The organism is Achromobacter sp. RTa, from assembly GCF_000757485.1.
In the GTDB taxonomy this organism is placed as follows: domain Bacteria; phylum Pseudomonadota; class Gammaproteobacteria; order Burkholderiales; family Burkholderiaceae_B; genus Achromobacter.
On record NZ_JPYO01000046.1, the window covers coordinates 182,825 to 199,727 of the forward strand.

The window sequence follows — 16,903 nt, forward strand, 5'->3', positions numbered from 1 at the left end:
TAAATCCACTCGGCCCGATCATTACGGGAGGAACTGCGGCCATGCAGCGCTTCGCTGGACCAGAGCCGCGTGAACAGGAGACCGCCTTGCTTCATCGCCCCCGACTTCTTGCTTTCATTCTTGCCGCCGCCACGACGGCATGCCTGCAACCGAGCGCCATGGCCCAGGATGCGGCCGGCGGCGACAAGCTCGTGCGCCTGGTCGTCGGCTATGCGGCGGGCGGAGCGGCCGACGCCGTGGCCCGCGCCTATGCCGAACAATTGCAGGCGGCGGGCTACGCGAACGTCATCGTCGAGAACCGTCCCGGCGCCTCGGGCCGGGTAGGTTTCGACGCGGTGAAGCGCTCGAAGGCGGACGGTTTGACGCTGTATCTCGGCTCGTCGCCGATGTTCGTGATATTTCCGCTGACCTACAAGAAGCTGGGATACGACCCGGATCAGGACTTGCGCCCCGTCGCCCTGGTGGCGGACGTGCCGACCGCCGCGGTGACGGGCGCCGGCCAGCCTTACGGCGGCATGGCCGAGTACGTGAAATGGGCCAAGCAGGGGCGCGCCAAGGCCACGCTCGGCCTGGCAACCCAAGGCAGCCCCGGGCAGCTTGGAACGATCGAGATGGGCAGCCAAAACGGCCTGGAGGTCGTGCCCGTGCTCTATCGCGGCGCTGCGCCCATGCTGGTGGACGTCGCGGGCGGGGAAGTATCCATGGGATGGGACGCGGTCGCCAGCATGCTGCCGCTATACAACGCAGGCAAGGTAAAGTTCCTGGGCGTGGCGGGCAGCCGCCGCCTGCCCACGCTGCCCAATGTGCCGACGCTGCTGGAACAGGGCTTCCCCCAGTACCAGCATGCCGCGAGCTGGTACGGCGTGTATGCGCCCGCGGCCACGCCGGACGCCACCGTCGCGCAGCTGGAACAGGCTTTTCTCGCGGCCGGCAAGCGCCCGGCCTTGGTGGAGAAGCTGCAGGCCGGCGGCTTCCTGGTCGAACCGCAGGGGGCTCAAGCCGCCAAGCGCCGCATCGGCGTCGAGCGGGCGCACTGGGCCCCGATCGTCAAGGCCGCCGGCATTTCCTTCGACGAATAGGCGGGACGCAGACGCGATGAGCGATTCTCTTTGCGAGTTGAGCGCGGTCGAGGCCGCGCACTTGATCCGCGCCCGATCAGTTTCTCCGGTTGACCTGGTGCGCGCCGCGCTCGAACGGGCCGAACGCCTGCAGCCCGTCCTGAACTGCTTCATTACGCTGTGCGGCGAGCGGGCGATGGCCGAGGCCAGGCGCGCCGAGGCGGCGCTGATGCGCGGCGATGCCGTGGGCATGCTGCACGGGCTGCCATTTACCGTAAAGGACCTGGTCAATACCGAGGGAGTGCGCACCACTTTCGGCGCCGTGCCGTTCGGCGAGAACGTCCCGGCCGAGGACGCCGTGGCCGTCGCGCGCCTGCGGGAGCAAGGCGCCATACTGATAGGCAAGACCACGACCCCGGAGTTCGGCTCCAAGTCGATGACCGACTCGCCGCTGTTCGGACGGACCCGCAACCCGTGGAACCTGGAGCGCACCTGCGGCGGGTCGAGCGGCGGCGCGGCCGCCGCGACGGCGGCCGGCATCACCGCCTTGGCGGTGGCCACGGACGGAGGAGGATCGACCCGCATTCCCGCGGCATGCAACGGCGTGGTCGGACTCAAGCAGAGCATCGGCGCGATTCCCCACAGCCAGGCGCAGGACGCCATCGGCAACCAGACCTACGTCACTCCGACCACGCGCACCGTCGCGGACACCCGGCTGATGATGGCCGCGATGGCTGGCCCGCATTCCTGCGACCCGTGGTCGCTGGGCGCCCCCAAGGCCGACTACGCTTCCGCGGCCGCCAATCCCGATGCCTTGCGCGGCAAGCGCATACGCTACTGCGCCGCGCCGCCTGGCCGCCCCGTGGATGCCGACGTGCGCCGCCTGTTCGAGGCCGCGCTCGCTCGCCTGGAGGGATTGGGAGCGGAAATGGAAGCGTTCGACGGCGCCGGTTTCGATGTCGAACCGATCTGGCGCGTGATCAACCATACAGTCTGGCGCGCTCGCTTCCTGCCCTTGATCGCGGAGGCGCCGGACGCCTACAGCCCGACGTTTCAGCGGCAAATCGCCTCGGCCGCGCAATTCAGCGCGCAGCAGTATCAGGAAGCCATGTTTGCGCGCACCACGCTCTATCGCAAGGTCCAGGCGCTGTTCGATCAGGCGGACCTGCTGGTGATGCCGACGATGTCGCGCACCGCCTTGCCGCTGGGCGCCGATATCTTCGATTCCATCGTCATCGACGGCCGCGCGTACGACGACATCCGAGCCCATTGGTATCCCTGGACCATGCTCTTCAATCTTACCGGGCACCCCGCGATCAGCGTGCCCTGCGGGTTGGCGCAGGACGGCCTGCCCGTGGGACTGCAGCTGGTCGCCCCTTGGCATGCCGACCCGGATCTGCTGCACGCGGCGGAAGCGTTCGAGCAGGCCTGCGCGCCGCTTCCGCGGGTTCCGGTAATCGCCCAGGGCTAAGTCCGGCCCGCAAGCGCCGCGCGCCATGTCCCGCCGGCATTCCGGCGGGGACATGGCGCGCGGTTTTCGTGCCGGCAGCGCCGGCGGCGGAATCAATGCCCGCCGTAGATATTGCCGGCGATGCCGCCCGCGACGCCGCCGATGGCCGCGCCCGTCCAACCGCTGCCGCCCGCGATGGCGGCAATGCCGGCGCCCGCCGCGGCGCCGATGGCCGCGCCCGACAGGGTGCCTTGCTGCTTGGAACTCATGTTCGTGCAGCCGGCCGCAGAGACAATCGCAATGCCGAAAACAATCGATCGAATGATGTTCATGATGGACTCCTGGGCCTAAGGCGCGCGCTTCGTGCCGGGAACGACGATTTCGAACCAAAGGGTTTCAACCACGGGACGATCCAGCTTCGCGGGGTTGGCCGCATACCAGTTGTCGAGGCTTTCGCGCACGGAGTCCAGGGTTTGCGACTGGAGGCCCCTGGCGAAGCGGGGCACGAGTGTCTGCGCGTCGGTGGGGGCGTGGCGCCGCTGGTACGCCTGCTCAACTTGAAGGAGATTGGCCATGCCCAGCAGGTAGGCCTTTTTCAGGTTCGCATCGGACTCTGTCCACTGCTTGCCGGTGATGATGGGGGCTCCCTCGGAATTTGCCGCGGTGCCGGGGGCGGCGACCAGCAGCGAGAGGGCAAGGGCTGCCGGACCGAACAGGTGTTTCACTTTCATCGCATCGCTCCTCTAGGGAACAAAAGATAGAAAAACAACGTTCTGACGCCATGCGCGCGGGTTCGCTTCGAGAGGGCAAGCGACAAGCGGCATCGACAAATTTAGGCTCGAAAGCAGGCGTATGCAAGGGCTGCATGCGCGCGCCGCCGCGCCCCGCGGCCGCGATTTACCTCGTCGGAATGATTGGTGTAGAGTTTCATTAAATAAAATTGAGTTTATTAAATGAAATAAATGATCATGAGCGATTTCCCTGAAGCCACACTTGTCGACCATCTTTCCTGCCTGCGCCGGCAGCCCATCGTCCCGAGCACGCGCGAGCGGCTGGCCCAGGCTTTGCTGGACTGGTTCACGGCGGGCTGGTCCGCTAGCCAGACCCCCGCGGCGGAGCGGTACCGTCGCGTGGCCGAAGACTGCCACCCCGGCCGCGGCGCGGCGCCGGTGTTCGGCCATACGGCCATGAACGCCAACGGCGCCGCCTTCGCCAATGCCGCCATCGCGCATATCCGCGAGATCGACGACGCGCATCGCGCCGCCATGCTGCATCCGGGCGTGGTGTCCATCACGCCGGTGCTGGCCTTGGCGGCAGCCGGCGCATTGACCCAGCGCCAGGTCGCCGACGCGGTCATCGCGGGCTATGAAGTTTGCTTGCGGGTAGGCGAGGCGTTGGGAGCGGGGCATGCGGCCGGCTTTCATGCCACCGCGACGGCGGGGGGCACCGGCGCTGCAGCGGCCGCGGGCGTGGCGCTGGGCCTGCAAGCCGGGCAACTGCATCACGCGCTGGGCATCGGCGCCACGCAGGCCGCGGGCTTGTGGCAATTGGTGGACGACGGCGCACATGAAGCCAAGTCGCTGCATCCGGCCTTCGCCGTGCGCAACGGGATGGCGGCGGCCTATGCGGCGCGCGCGGGCCTGCCCGGGGCGCGCCGCTATGTTACGGGGGCACGCGGGCTGTACCGGCTGCTGGGCGGAGACGGCCCGCTGGACGCGCTGGACGGCGGCCTGGACGCGCCGGAACGGCTGAATACCGCCACCATCAAGGCCTGGCCTTGTTGCGCCCAGCTATTCACGCCGCTAGACGCGATCCGTGACCTGCTGGAGGCCCACGGCACGGCGCCGGACGAAATCGAGTCGGTGGACGTGGAGATTTTCACGCACGCGCTCAAGATCGCGGGCGTGGACTGGCCCGCCAAGCCGGCCGAAACCTGCTTTAGCCTGCGCTACGTGGCCGCGCGCCTGCTGCTGTCCGGCAAGCTGGGCATCGAGGACATGGAGGCTCCCGACCTGCAGGCGGACGAACTGCTGGCCATGGCGCGGCGCATCAAGGTGCGGACCAGCGAGGAATTCCAACGGGAATTTCCGCGGCTGCGCCCCTGCCGCGTCACGCTGGCGCTGAAGAACGGCCGCAGGCTCGAAGCGCTGAGAAAGCTGCGCCGGGGCGATCCGGAAGACCCCTACACCTGGACCGGGTTGCAGGCGCGCATGCGCGCGTTCGCGCCCATGATGGACGACGCTTCGGCCGCGGCCATCGTGGCCTGGTGCGAACGCTTTACCGACGCGGGGCAGGACGGCGAGGCCTGCGCGCCGCCGCCGGCGCTGTTCGGCCCCGCAAGGCGGTAACTGAGGCCGTGCCGCGGCCTCAGGAACAGGCCTTCGGCGTCCAGGCCGCGGGCGGGGCGGTGCGGAACCCCTGCTGCGCGAGCTCGTGGCGCGCGATCTCCACGGCCTTGCGCTGCGCGGCCTCGTTGTGGCGCGAGGCCAGGCCCAGCACCACCAGCGCGCCGACGAAGGTGTCGTCGCCGTCGAAGACCGGGACGGCCACCGACGCCATCTCGGCCACTCGCTCCGAGCGCGTCATGGCATAGCCTTTTTCATGGATGTCGCGTTCCAGCGGCGTCGAACCGCCGGTGTAGGCGCGTAGCACGTGCGCCGACGAGCCGCCGTCCTTCAGGCTGATCCGCTTGCCCACTTCCACATGATGGCGCACTTCCTTGGAGGTGTTCTCGCGGTACAGGCAGATGCGGTCGTCGCCACTGCGCACGTAGACCGCCACGGTTTCGCCGGTCTGTTCCATGACGTTGCGCAGCACCGGCTGCAGGCGCGAACCGAGGTCGAAGGTGTCGCGATACAGCATGCCCATATGCAACAGCGCCGGTCCCAGCGCGTAGGTGCTGCTGTCGTAGCGATGAATCATGCGCGCCTTGGTGAACACGCCCAGCAGGCGCAGCAGAGTGGCTTTGTCCAGGCCGGTGCGGTCGGCCAGGTCGCGCAGCGACAGGCGCAGGCTGTCCTCGCTGAAGCACTCCAGGATGGAGATGCCGCGTTCGAGCACGCCGGCGGGCGGCTTAGGGGATTTCTCGCTTGACACGGTTTCCTATGCTTCCTTATAGTTTCGATGAATAAAACATATTTTAATCAATGAAATGAAAGGCGACTACCGGACCAGGGACTTCCGCCTTCATTCACCAGGAGACCAGCATTGCGCGGATAGGGAGCAGGGCCCGGCCGCGCGATCCACAGCATTATGCCCAATCAGATCGATGCATTCCTGGCGTCCCTGGCCGCGATCGTCGGCCAGGACCATGTCTTGACGGGGGTGGCGGACACTGCCCGCTACACGGCGGACTGGCGCCGCAATTTCCCCGGCGCCGCGCTAGCGGTGGCGCGTCCGGCCGGCACGGAACAGGTGTCCCGCGTGGTGGCGCTGTGCGCACGCCATGGCGTGGCGGTGGTGCCGCAGGGCGGCAATACCGGGCTGGTCGGCGGGTCCACGCCCGACGCGTCGGGCCGCGAACTGGTGCTCAGCCTGGACCGTATGACGGCGGTGCGGCGCGTGGACGCGCTGGACAACAGCATCACGCTGGAGGCGGGCTGCACGGTCCTGGCTGCGCAGCAGGCGGCCGCCGCGGCCGGCAGGCTGTTCGCCTTGTCCCTGGCCTCGGAGGGCAGCGCCACGGTGGGCGGCGTGGTGTCCACCAACGCTGGCGGCGAGCAGGTGCTGCGCTACGGCAATACGCGCGACCTCACGCTGGGCCTGGAAGTGGTGCTGGCCGATGGCAGCGTGCTGGAACAGTTGGGCACGCTGCGCAAGGACAACACCGGCTACGACCTCAAGCAGTTATTCATCGGCGCGGAAGGGACACTGGGTGTGGTCACGGCGGCGTCGTTCAAGCTGTGCGCGCAGCCCGCCAAAGTGGTCACCGCCTGGGTCGCGGTGCCCACGCCGCAGGCGGCGGTGGACCTGCTGGCGCGCCTGACCGGCGCCGTGGGCGAGCGCGTCACCGCGTTCGAGCTTATCGGCCGCCAGACGCTGGTCCAGGTGCTGGCGCATCCGCTGGACGGCATGCGCAATCCGCTCGGCACGGATACGCCCTGGTCGGTGCTGTTCGACGTCTCGGAAACCTCGGCGCAGATGGATCCCGAGCCCGTGGTGCATGCCGTGCTGGAAGCCGCCATGGAGGCGGGCGCGGTCACGGACGCGGCGATTGCCGCTTCCGGCCGCCAGGCGCACGAACTTTGGGCGCTGCGCGAGCACGTGCCGGAGGCCCAGCGGCTGGACGGCCCGTCCATCAAACACGACATTTCCGTCGCGGTGTCGCGCGTTCCCGAATTCATCGCCGCGGCGGGCGCCGCGCTGGAGGCCTTGATGCCCGGCATCCGGATCGTGTGCTTCGGACACGTGGGCGACGGCAACCTTCATTACAACCAGAGCAAGCCGGCCGGCATGGACGATGCCGCCTTCCGGGCGCGGGAGGACGCGGTGCACGACGTGGTGCATGGCGTGGCCGCGCGCCTAGGGGGATCGATTTCCGCCGAGCACGGCATCGGCCGGCTCAAGCAGCAAGCCTTCCTGCAGTTCAAACCCGCCGTGTCCTTGGAGGTCATGCAGCGCATCAAGCATGCGCTGGACCCCCGCGGCACTTTCAACCCGGGCCGCCTGTTGCCGCGTCCCGTCCACCAGCCTTCCTAATCTTCCAGGATCCCGCCTCATGTCCGTTTCCGTTTTCGATATGCAATCGCTCCAGCACCTGTGGAGCACCGATGAGCTGCGCGCCATTTTTTCCGAGGAAAATCGCATCCAGAAATGGCTGGATTTCGAGGGGGCGCTGGCCGAGGCGCAGGCCGAGCTGGGCATCATTCCCGCCGAGGCGGCCCGCGAAATCCGCGCCCAGGCGCAGGCCGGCAACATCGACATCACCCAGATGTCGGCGGAAATCCGCCGCATCAAGCATTCGCTGGTGCCGGCGCTCAAACAATTGCAGGCACGCTGCGGCGAAGACCACGGCGAATGGCTGCACTACGGCGCCACGACCCAGGACGTGGTCGACACTGGCGTCACGCTGCAGCTCAAGGAGGTGCACGCCGTGATCCTGCGCGACGTGGCGGCCGTGGGCCAGGAGCTGGCGCGGCTGGCCCAGGCGCATCGGGACACGCCCATGGCGGGGCGCACCCACGGGGTGCAGGCCTTGCCCATCACCTTCGGCCACAAGTGCGCCGTGTGGCTGGACGAACTGTCGCGCCATCACGAGCGGCTCAAAGAGTGCGAGCCGCGCGTGCTGGTGGGCATGGTAGTGGGCGCCGTCGGCAGCCAGGCGTCGCTGGGCGAACAGGCCGAAGAGGTGGAGCGCCGCACGCTCGCCAAGCTCGGACTGGCCGCGCCGTCCATCAGTTGGGCCCCCGCGCGCGACCGCTTCACGGAATACGCGCTATTGCTGGCGATGCTGGGCGCCACCTTGTCCAAGATCGGCAACGAGCTTTTCAATATGCAGCGGAATGAATTCGCCGAGGTGGAAGAGGCGTTCTCGGCGGGCAAACTGGGCTCTTCGACCATGCCGCACAAGCGCAACCCGACTTCGGCCGAGAACCTGGCGGGCCTGTGCCGGCCGCTGCGCGCCAGCGCCGCGCTGATGCTGGAAGGCATGGTGCAGGAAGGCGAGCGCGACGGCATCGCCTGGAAGATCGAATGGAAGGCGCTGCCCGAATGCTGCCTGATCGCCGGCGCCATGCTGTTCCAGGCGAAGAACCTGCTGGCCGGGCTGCGGGTGGACGCCGAGGCCATGGCGCAGAACCTAGACCGCATGCGCGGCTATCTGCTGTCCGAACACGTGATGCTGGAGCTGTCGGAGCGCGTGGGCAAGCAGACCGCGCACGAATGGATCTACGAAGCGTCCATGCACGGCATCACCAACAAACTCGATTTCGCCCAGGCGCTGCGTCAGCACAAGGACCTGGCCAGCCTGCTGGGCGAAGACGAGATCCAGCGCCTGACCGATCCGGCGGGCTACCTGGGGCAGTGCGCCGCCTCGGTCGACCGGGTGGTGACAACGCAGCGAGCCGCCTGGCTGGGCGCCTGAGGGCGGCGGCCGGCATACGAAAAACGACAGGAGACAAACACCATGCGCATTTCTTCCCCTAGCCCTCGCGGCAGGCGCCGCGCCCTGCGCGCCGCCCTGGCCGCGGCGCTGTCCATGACGGCCCTGGCCGGCGGCGCCGCCAGCGCCGCCTATCCCGAGCGTCCCATCACGTTGGTGGTCGGTTTTCCGCCGGGCGGTGGAGGCGACCTGTATGGGCGGCTGATCGCGACGGCCATGGGCAAGACCATCGGCCAGACCGTCATCGTCGAGAACCGGCCCGGGGCCGGCGGCAACATCGCGGCCGGCCTGGTCGCCAAGGCCGCGCCGGACGGCTACACCGTGCTGCTGGCGATGAGCGGCAACCTGGCGGTGTCGCCGGCGCTCAAGCCCCAAACCCTGCCGTACAAGGTACCGGACGACTTCGCGCCGGTGGGGCTCATCCTGGAAGCGCCGCACGGCCTGTTCGTGGCGACCCAGTCGCGCTTCAAGACGGCGCAGGAAGTGATCGACGCGTCGCGACAAAAGGAACTGACCTTCGCTTCGACCGGCACCGGGGCGGCCGCCCATATCGGCATGGAAACCATCAAGGAACTGGGGCACCTGAAGCTGCTGCACGTGCCCTACAAAGGGTCCGGTCCCGCCATCACGGACATGATAGGCGGGCAGGTGGACATGTTCTTCGCCACCGCCTCGCCGCTGGTGCCGCAGGTGCAGCAAGGCCAGTTGCGCGTGCTGGCCCTGACCGGCAGCCAGCGCAGCCCCGTATTGCCGAACGTGCCGACCTTCAAGGAGCTGGGTATCAATATGACGATGACCCAGTGGTACGGGCTGGCCGCGCCGGCCGGCACGCCGCCCGAAGTATTGAAGGTGCTGTCCGACAACCTGTCGCGCGCGCTGAAGGATCCCGCCGTGCAGAACACCATCCGCAAGGACGCCGCGATGGAGCGCGACCTGCCGCTGGACCAGTTCAGGCAGTACATTGAGGAAGACATCGCCAACTACCGCAAAGCCGCCACGCCCGGCCTGCTGAAGCAAATCGGCCAGTAGCAAGTCCTTCCTTTTCCCGAAATTCCCGGAGATTTCCTCATGCTGCAGAATTGGACCGAGACGCTCGCCAACAACCGCAAGGCCGGCGAGCAACTGGGCAAGCACAACCCGCAATTGCTGACCGCGTTCCGCGCGCTGAACCAGGCGCAAGGCGCCACCGGCACGCTAGACGCCAAGACGCGCGAACTCATCGCACTGGCCGTGGCCGTCACGACGCGCTGCGACGGCTGCATCGCGGCGCATGCCGACGCCGCCCGCAAGGCCGGCGTGACCGAAGCCGAACTGAGCGAAGCGCTGGCCACCGCCATCGCGCTGAACGCCGGGGCGGCCTATGTCTACTCGCTGCGCGCGATGGACGCGCTGTCGGCCTCACAGGCTTGAAGGGAGGGCGCTCATGTACACCACCCTGATCGATGCGGAACACCTGGCCCGCGCGCTGGCAGGTCCGGGGCAGGACAGCGTGCTGGTCTTGGACTGCGGGTTCGACTTGACCGATCCCGAAGCGGGACGGCGCCAGTACGAGGCCGGCCACATTCCCGGCGCAGCCTACGTGCACCTGGACGAGACGCTCAGCGGCCCCAAGACCGGCATGAACGGACGCCATCCACTGCCGGACCGCGAGGCATTCGCGGCAGCGCTGGCGGCGCTGGGCGCCAACCGCGACACGCAGATCGTCGCCTACGACAACGCTGGCGGCATGTACGCCGCGCGCCTGTGGTGGCTGCTGCGCTGGATCGGTCACGATGCCGTGGCCGTGCTGGACGGAGGCATGGGCGCTTGGAAGGCCGCAGGCCAGCCGCTGTCCACGGAACCACCGGCGCCGCGCGCGCCCGGCGACCTTGCGGCGCGCGCCGGCCGCCAGCGCACGCTGACGTATGCCGAAATGCGCGAAGCCCTGGAGTCGGGCGGCCGTGTGGTGCTGGACGCCCGCGCGCCCGACCGCTACCGCGGCGAGAACGAAACGCTGGACAAGGTGGGCGGCCATATTCCGGGCGCGCGCAACCGGTTCTTCCGCGACAATCTGGGTGCCGACGGACGTTTCCTGTCCGCGGAGCAATTGCGCCAGGCGTTCACGGAGCGCATGGACGGCCGCGCGCCCGACGCCGTGGTCAACCAGTGCGGCTCTGGCGTCACGGCCTGCCACAATCTGCTCGCCATGGAGATCGCCGGCCTGGCCGGCGCGGCCCTGTATCCCGGCTCGTGGAGCGAATGGAGCGCCCAGCCGGGTGCGCCGGTCGCCGCGGGTCCTGACGCCTAGCAACATGAATCGCGACACCGCCATTTCCTCGCGGCCCGACACCGGCCGCAAGCCTCACAGCGCCCATTGGGGCGTGTTCTCCGCCGCCTGGAAGAACGGCGTCCTGGACGTCCGGCCGCATCCCGGCGACCCGGATCCCAACCCGCTGATCGACAACTTCACCAACGCCCTGGACCATCCGGTCCGGGTCACCGCGCCCATGGTGCGGCGCGGCTGGCTGGAACGTGGCCCGGGCCCGGACGCGCGTCGGGGACGCGACGGCTACGTGCGCATGGAATGGGAGGAAGTGCTGGACCTTCTGGCGGGCGAGCTGACGCGGGTCAAGGAGCAGCACGGGCCCGAGGCCGTGTTCGGCGGATCCTACGGCTGGTCCAGCGCGGGTCGCTTCCACCATGCGCAAAGCCAGGTGCACCGGTTTCTGAATACGGCCCTGGGCGGTTATGTGCGTTCGGTCAATAGCTACAGCGCCGGCGCCTCCGCAGTGATCCTGCCGCACATCCTGGGCAGCATGGACGACGTGGCGCGCCGCAACGTGACCTGGGACCAGATCGTCGAACATACGGACGTGGTGCTGGCGTTCGGCGGCATGGCGCTGAAGAACTCGCGCGTGGCCAGCGGTGGGATCAGCCGGCATATCGAGCGCGATTCGATGCGTCGGGCGGCGGCGCGCGGCTGCCGCTTCATCAACATCAGCCCGCTGGCCTCGGACTTTCCGGATGACGCGCAGGCCGAATGGGTGCGGGCCGTGCCCGGGACCGACGTGGCGCTGATGCTGGCGCTGGTCCACGAACTGGTCGCCAACGGCCTGCACGACCGGGCCTTCCTCAGCAAATTCTGCGAGGGCTGGAACGTCTTCGAAGACTATCTGCTGGGCCGCCGGGATGGCCAGCCCAAGACGCCGGCCTGGGCGGCGCCCCTATGCGACGTGCCCGCCGACTGGATCGCCGACACTGCCCGCAGCCTTGCCGGCAAGCGGGTGCTGATCACTGTGGCGCATTCGCTGCAACGCGCCGAACATGGGGAACAGCCGGTCTGGATGGGGGCGGTGCTGGCGGCCGCGCTGGGGCAACTGGGCCTGCCGGGCGGCGGCTATGCCTACGCGTTGGGCACGCTGGCGCACTATGGCAAGCGCAGCAACGCCGTGCCGGTAGCCTCGCTGCCGCAGGGTGTGAACGGCGTGAAGGCGTTCATCCCGGTGGCGCGGATCTCGGACATGCTGCTGCACCCCGGCGAACCCTTCGACTACAACGGCAAGCGCATGCCGTATCCACATATACGGCTGGCCTATTGGGCGGGCGGCAACCCCTTCCACCACCACCAGGACCTGGCGCGCCTGAGGCGCGCCTTCGCAACCCTGGACACCTTCGTGGTGCACGAAATCGGCTGGACCGCCACGGCCCGCCATGCGGATATCGTGCTGCCCTGCACGATGACGCTGGAGCGCGAAGACATCGGGGGCGCGCCCACAGACCCGCTGATGGTGGCGATGCACCGCCTGGCCGAGCCCAACGGACTGGCGCGCGACGACTACGACATCTTTGCCGACCTGGCGGCCCGGCTGGGCGCGCGCGAGGCCTTCACCGAAGGCCGCAGCAGCCGCGAATGGCTGCGCCACCTGTACGAGAAGACTCGCGTGGCGCTGGAGGAGTGCGGCCTGGACGCGCCGGATTTCGACGAATTCTGGACGCGGGGCGAACTGGTCCTGCCGCAGCAGGACGACGACGGCGGCATCCTGCGCGCCTTCCGCGACGATCCGGCCGGCAAACCCCTGCCCACGCCCAGCGGCAAGGTGCAGATCAGTTCGCCGGTGGTGGCCGGCTTCGGCTACGCCGACTGCCCGGGCCATCCCGCCTGGCTGCTGCCGGCGGACGCGCCCACGCCGGAACACCCCTTGTGCCTGGTCGCCAACCAACCGGCCAGCCGCCTGCACAGCCAGTTCGATTTCGGCGCGCACAGCGTGTCGCAGAAGCAGCAGGGCAGGGAAGTGTGCTCCCTGCATCCGCAAGACGCTGGCGCCCGCGATATCGTCGACGGCGACGTGGTGCGCCTCTTCAATGCGCGCGGCGCCTGCCTCGCGGTCGCGCGCCTGACCGACGGCATCCGTCCCGGCGTAGTGCAACTGCCTACGGGCGCCTGGTACGACCCGGACGACGCCGAGGCCGAGCATCCGCTTTGCGTGCACGGCAACCCCAACGTGCTGACGCGCGACGTGGGAACCTCGTCCTTGGCGCAAGGCTGCTCCGGCCAACTGACCGCGGTGCAGGTGGAGCGCTATGCAGGCCGGGCGCCGCGCGTGCGGGCGCACGAGCCTCCGGCCATCGTCGAGCGTCGGCCGTCCGGCGCAGCGTCCGGACTTTTGTAACGCCGGGTGAGCCGCGCCCGCGGCGCTCCGGCCGCGGGTTACACATACTGCCAATTTTCATTAAATAAAACAGCTTTCGCGGGGCAACTGATTTAGTTGTACACATTGCTTACGGCGGCGTCCGGCAGCATGGCGCCTCAAGACCGGCAGCGATAGAAGACAAATAAATCGGAGGAGAAGTCATGCGTACGTTCAATCGCAGGGCCGCCGCATTGCTGGCGAGCGGATTGATGGCGTTGCTGGCAGGGTGCGCCGCGCCGGGAAGCAAGAAGGAAACGATCGACATGTCCGGGCTGTCGCAGCCGGTGGAGATCGTGCGCGACCGGCACGGGGTATCGCATATCTATGCGCAGAACCAGGAAGACCTGTTCTTCGCCCAGGGCTTCAGCGCCGCGCGCGACCGGCTGTGGCAGCTGGATCTGTGGCGCCGCCAGGGCGAGGGCAAGATGGCCGAGCAGTTCGGCCCGCGCTTCGTGGAGCAGGACCGGGCGGCGCGCCTCTTCCTGTACCGGGGCGACATGCAGGCGGAATTCGCCAGCTACCACCCGCAGGGCAAGGCGATCCTGACTTCGTTCGCCGCGGGCATCAACGCCTACGTGGATTGGGTCAAGGCGCATCCCGACCAGATGCCGCCGGAATTCAAGCTGACCGGCACCCAGCCCGGCTACTGGAGCCCCGAAACCTCCCTGATCCGGATCTACGGCCTGACGCGCAACCTCACCGAGGAAGTGAGGATGGCGCAGCGGCTCGCCACGCTGGGCTTGAATACCGTCCAGGGCCTGAGCACCTTCGAGCCGCCCCTGGCCTTGCAGGTGCCGGCGGGCCTGGACGTGAAACTCGTGGACAACACGATCCTGGCCAATTACACGCTGGCGCGCAGCGGCCAGAAGTTCGTCGCCGCGGACTTCCCGCGCAGCCCGCTGGCCCAAGCGCAGAAGGAAGAGCTGGCCCGCAGCTTGTCGGCGGGCCAGCTGGCGTCGCTGGATCCGGCGTTCGACCCGATGGCGGCGCGCTACGAAAGCAATAACTGGACGATGGGCGGGCAGCATACGGCCACCGGCAAGCCGATATTGGCGGGCGACCCGCACCGTTCGATCACCATGCCGTCGCTGCGCTACATGGTGCACCTGAATGCGCCGGGCTGGAACGTGATCGGCGCCGGCGAACCCGCATTGCCCGGCGTCTCCATGGGGCACAACGACCGCATCGCCTTCGGCTTGACGATCTTCGCGTTCGGCGACGAGGAAGACCTGTACGTCTACGACACCAATCCGGCCAACGCCAACGAGTACCGTTACCGGGGCGGCTGGGAAAAGATGCGCCAGGTCGACGAATCCATTCCGGTGCGCGGCCAGACGGCGGCGGTGCGCCAGCTGAAATTCACCCGCCACGGCCCGGTGATCCATGAGGATCCGGTGCGGCACAAGGCCTATGCGCTGCGCGCCGCTTATCTGGAGTTCCCCGGGACGGCGGCCTACCTGGCCAGCCTGCGCCTGAACCAGGCCCAGGACTGGAACGAGTTCGTGGCGGGGATGGAAAAGCACTACACGCCCAGCGAGAACATGGTTTACGCCGACGTGGACGGCAATATCGGCTGGTTCGGCGGCAGCATCGCGCCGATACGGCCGCGCGCCGACTGGTCCGGCATGCTGCCCGTGCCCGGCAATGGCGATTTCGAATGGCGCGGCGTCCTGCCCGGCAATGCGCTTCCACGCGTGTACAACCCGGCCGAAGGCTACGTCGCCACCGCCAACGAATACAACCTGCCGGCGGACTTCCGCTACAAGGAAATGTCGGCGCGCACCTGGGCCGAGCCTTATCGCGTCCAGCGCATACGGGAGGTGATCGCCGATGGCAAGGGGCTCACGGTCCAGAATTCGCAGGCGTTGCAGTTCGACAATCTGTCGATTCCCGCGCGCACGCTGACGGGCTACGCCAAGTCCCTGAACTCGGCGGACCCGGCGGTGGGCCAGGCGCTGAGCCTGCTGAAGGATTGGGATTACCGCGTGGGCACGGAAAGCACGGCGGCCACCGTCTATGAGTTCTGGCTACCGGAAGTGATCAAGCGGGTTTCCGATCTTTACGTGCCGGCGGCGGGCCGCAGCGTCTTCGGCGACCTGTCCACGCGCAAAACCCTGGAGAAGCTGGCCGCGCCCGACGCCGCCTTCGGGCCGAGGCCGGAGCAGGGGCGCGACGCGCTGTTGCTGGAGGCGCTGGGCGAGGGCATGCAGAAGCTGCGGGCCAAGCTGGGTTCGGATCCGGCGCAGTGGCAGTGGGGCAAGCTGCACCACATCCAGTTCGAGCACAGCCTGGCCAGCCTGCTGCCTGCGGAAACCGCCAAGGCCTATGGCACGCCGCGCTATCCGGTGGGCGGGGACAACGACACGGTGCATCGCGCCACGTTCCGCAAGACGGACTTCCGCCAGATCAGCGGGGCGTCCTATCGCCAGGTGATCGACGTGGCCGACTGGGATAACTCGCGCGTCCAGAACGTGCCGGGGCAGTCCGCGGATCCGCGCAGCCCGTATTACCAGAACCTGCTCAAGGGCTGGGCCACTGGCGAGTACTTCCCCATGGCGTTCAGCCGGGCCAAGGTCGACAGCGAGAAGGCGGATACGCTGACGCTGCGGCCGGCCCGGAAGTAGGGGAGTTGCAACCTAAGCTGTCCGCGGGCGCGGCCGGCCTCCGCTTGCGGCCGGCCTCGTTGTCTGATTGACAAGGGTGCTTACGCACGGTTTCCGGTCGCACCCGCCCGCGCCAGTTAAGGTCTCGATAGCAGTGGGCGCCGCCAACCCGGCGGCGCGTTCGAGCCCGGAGCCGGGCGCGCGGCAGCGCGCGGGCATCCAGGCCTTGGAGATAGAAGGGACCGATGCATTCTTCGCCGTCATATCAATCCGCAGCGCATAAATCCTCATCCAACCAGCCCATGACGTGGCTGCAAGAGCGCAAGCAGTTCGTCAAGGCGCTCCTGTCCAATCCTGCCGCCATCGGCGCCGTGGCGCCATCCGGTCCGGCCCTGGCGGCGGCCATCACGGCGTCCATCCCGGCCAATGCCGGCAAAGTCCTCGAACTCGGCTGCGGCACGGGCGTCTTCACGCGGGAAATGCTGCGTAAAGGCGTCGATCCGTCGCGCCTCGTCCTGGTCGAGCAGGACGAGGTCATGAGCTCCAGCCTGCGGACGCAGTTCCCCCAGGCCGCGGTGCTCCAGGTTTCGGCGCAGGAGCTGTCGCGGCACAGCCATCCGGAGCTGGACGGCATCGGCGCGGCCATTTGCGGCCTGCCTTTGCGGAACATGAGCGGGGCGCACCACCATCGGCTGCTGACCGCCGTGTTCGACGCCATGGCCGAGGGCGGCTCGATGGAACTGTTCACCTACGGCGTGCGCTGCCCGATTTCCGCAGGCGTGCTGGATGCTTGCGGCCTGTCCGCCCGCAGAATCGGATTCGTTCCGTTCAATCTGCCGCCGGCATCGGTGTTCAGCCTGGCCAGGCGGGCATAAACGCCATTCGGCATCACTGAAACTTGGTATTTTGCGGCCCCGGACGCATCAATCCGGAACCGGCCGCCGCCCTGGGTTACTCAGCGCGCATTGGGACGAGGTTCGCGGCCGCGCGGCCATGAACCCGCCCAGGCCACGTTCCAGGGG

Annotated in this window: 14 protein-coding genes; 11 read left to right on the forward strand and 3 right to left on the reverse strand. The window is 68.1% G+C overall.

Annotated elements, in window-relative coordinates; genetic code table 11:
* The first annotated feature begins 86 nt into the window (after positions 1 to 86).
* A complete protein-coding gene (locus JL37_RS27975; protein ID WP_043548491.1) occupies positions 87 to 1,079 on the forward strand; it encodes a tripartite tricarboxylate transporter substrate binding protein in 993 nt (330 codons plus the stop codon).
* 16 nt (positions 1,080 to 1,095) lie between these two features.
* Positions 1,096 to 2,529, forward strand: coding sequence for an amidase (locus JL37_RS27980; protein ID WP_043548492.1), 1,434 nt, complete (start codon positions 1,096 to 1,098; stop codon positions 2,527 to 2,529).
* A gap of 92 nt (positions 2,530 to 2,621) precedes the next feature.
* Here the strand turns inward: JL37_RS27980 and JL37_RS27985 are convergent, their stop codons facing one another.
* A complete protein-coding gene (locus tag JL37_RS27985; protein WP_043548493.1) occupies positions 2,622 to 2,840 on the reverse strand; it encodes a hypothetical protein in 219 nt (72 codons plus the stop codon).
* A 15-nt stretch (positions 2,841 to 2,855) separates the two neighbouring features.
* A complete protein-coding gene (locus JL37_RS27990; RefSeq protein WP_043548494.1) occupies positions 2,856 to 3,239 on the reverse strand; it encodes a hypothetical protein in 384 nt (127 codons plus the stop codon).
* 237 nt (positions 3,240 to 3,476) lie between these two features.
* Here JL37_RS27990 and JL37_RS27995 point away from each other — a divergent pair, with 237 nt between their 5' ends.
* Positions 3,477 to 4,856, forward strand: coding sequence for an MmgE/PrpD family protein (locus JL37_RS27995; protein ID WP_043548806.1), 1,380 nt, complete (start codon positions 3,477 to 3,479; stop codon positions 4,854 to 4,856).
* 19 nt (positions 4,857 to 4,875) lie between these two features.
* Here JL37_RS27995 and JL37_RS28000 read toward each other — a convergent pair whose 3' ends face one another.
* Entirely contained in the window at positions 4,876 to 5,604 is a 729-nt protein-coding gene (locus tag JL37_RS28000; RefSeq protein ID WP_231570444.1) for an IclR family transcriptional regulator, read from the reverse strand.
* Positions 5,605 to 5,760: 156 nt separating this feature from the next.
* Here JL37_RS28000 and JL37_RS28005 point away from each other — a divergent pair, with 156 nt between their 5' ends.
* The 8 genes from JL37_RS28005 (at position 5,761) to JL37_RS28040 (ending at position 16,756) form a co-directional block, all read left to right on the forward strand.
* Complete coding sequence (locus tag JL37_RS28005) at positions 5,761 to 7,206, forward strand: FAD-binding oxidoreductase (RefSeq protein ID WP_043548495.1); 1,446 nt, start codon at positions 5,761 to 5,763, stop codon at positions 7,204 to 7,206.
* Between the two features lie 19 nt (positions 7,207 to 7,225).
* Positions 7,226 to 8,590 carry an adenylosuccinate lyase gene (gene purB / locus JL37_RS28010; RefSeq protein WP_043548496.1) on the forward strand — a complete coding sequence of 455 codons (1,365 nt, stop codon included), beginning with the start codon at positions 7,226 to 7,228 and terminating at the stop codon, positions 8,588 to 8,590.
* 42 nt (positions 8,591 to 8,632) lie between these two features.
* A complete protein-coding gene (locus tag JL37_RS28015; RefSeq protein ID WP_043548498.1) occupies positions 8,633 to 9,637 on the forward strand; it encodes a tripartite tricarboxylate transporter substrate binding protein in 1,005 nt (334 codons plus the stop codon).
* 39 nt (positions 9,638 to 9,676) lie between these two features.
* The gene (locus JL37_RS28020; RefSeq protein WP_043548500.1) at positions 9,677 to 10,018 is read left to right on the forward strand and encodes a carboxymuconolactone decarboxylase family protein; all 342 of its coding nucleotides are present in this window, start codon (positions 9,677 to 9,679) and stop codon (positions 10,016 to 10,018) included.
* A 13-nt stretch (positions 10,019 to 10,031) separates the two neighbouring features.
* Positions 10,032 to 10,895, forward strand: a complete 864-nt coding sequence (locus JL37_RS28025; RefSeq protein ID WP_043548502.1) for a sulfurtransferase — start codon at positions 10,032 to 10,034, stop codon at positions 10,893 to 10,895.
* Between the two features lie 4 nt (positions 10,896 to 10,899).
* Complete coding sequence (locus tag JL37_RS28030) at positions 10,900 to 13,257, forward strand: molybdopterin guanine dinucleotide-containing S/N-oxide reductase (RefSeq protein WP_052097644.1); 2,358 nt, start codon at positions 10,900 to 10,902, stop codon at positions 13,255 to 13,257.
* Between the two features lie 230 nt (positions 13,258 to 13,487).
* On the forward strand, positions 13,488 to 15,902 hold the full coding sequence (locus JL37_RS28035) for a penicillin acylase family protein (RefSeq protein ID WP_231570455.1): 2,415 nt from the start codon (positions 13,488 to 13,490) through the stop codon (positions 15,900 to 15,902).
* Between the two features lie 281 nt (positions 15,903 to 16,183).
* On the forward strand, positions 16,184 to 16,756 hold the full coding sequence (locus JL37_RS28040) for a class I SAM-dependent methyltransferase (RefSeq protein WP_043548504.1): 573 nt from the start codon (positions 16,184 to 16,186) through the stop codon (positions 16,754 to 16,756).
* The last annotated feature ends 147 nt before the right edge of the window (positions 16,757 to 16,903 follow it).

Coding starts and splice junctions, on each gene's coding strand:
- JL37_RS27980 (WP_043548492.1), top strand. CDS start 1,096: ATGAGCGATTCTCTTTGCGAGTTGAGCGCGGTCGAGGCCGCGCACTTG.
- JL37_RS27985 (WP_043548493.1), bottom strand. CDS start 2,840: ATGAACATCATTCGATCGATTGTTTTCGGCATTGCGATTGTCTCTGCG.
- JL37_RS27990 (WP_043548494.1), bottom strand. CDS start 3,239: ATGAAAGTGAAACACCTGTTCGGTCCGGCAGCCCTTGCCCTCTCGCTG.
- JL37_RS27995 (WP_043548806.1), top strand. CDS start 3,477: ATGAGCGATTTCCCTGAAGCCACACTTGTCGACCATCTTTCCTGCCTG.
- JL37_RS28005 (WP_043548495.1), top strand. CDS start 5,761: ATGCCCAATCAGATCGATGCATTCCTGGCGTCCCTGGCCGCGATCGTC.
- purB (WP_043548496.1), top strand. CDS start 7,226: ATGTCCGTTTCCGTTTTCGATATGCAATCGCTCCAGCACCTGTGGAGC.
- JL37_RS28015 (WP_043548498.1), top strand. CDS start 8,633: ATGCGCATTTCTTCCCCTAGCCCTCGCGGCAGGCGCCGCGCCCTGCGC.
- JL37_RS28020 (WP_043548500.1), top strand. CDS start 9,677: ATGCTGCAGAATTGGACCGAGACGCTCGCCAACAACCGCAAGGCCGGC.
- JL37_RS28025 (WP_043548502.1), top strand. CDS start 10,032: ATGTACACCACCCTGATCGATGCGGAACACCTGGCCCGCGCGCTGGCA.
- JL37_RS28030 (WP_052097644.1), top strand. CDS start 10,900: ATGAATCGCGACACCGCCATTTCCTCGCGGCCCGACACCGGCCGCAAG.
- JL37_RS28035 (WP_231570455.1), top strand. CDS start 13,488: ATGGCGTTGCTGGCAGGGTGCGCCGCGCCGGGAAGCAAGAAGGAAACG.
- JL37_RS28040 (WP_043548504.1), top strand. CDS start 16,184: ATGACGTGGCTGCAAGAGCGCAAGCAGTTCGTCAAGGCGCTCCTGTCC.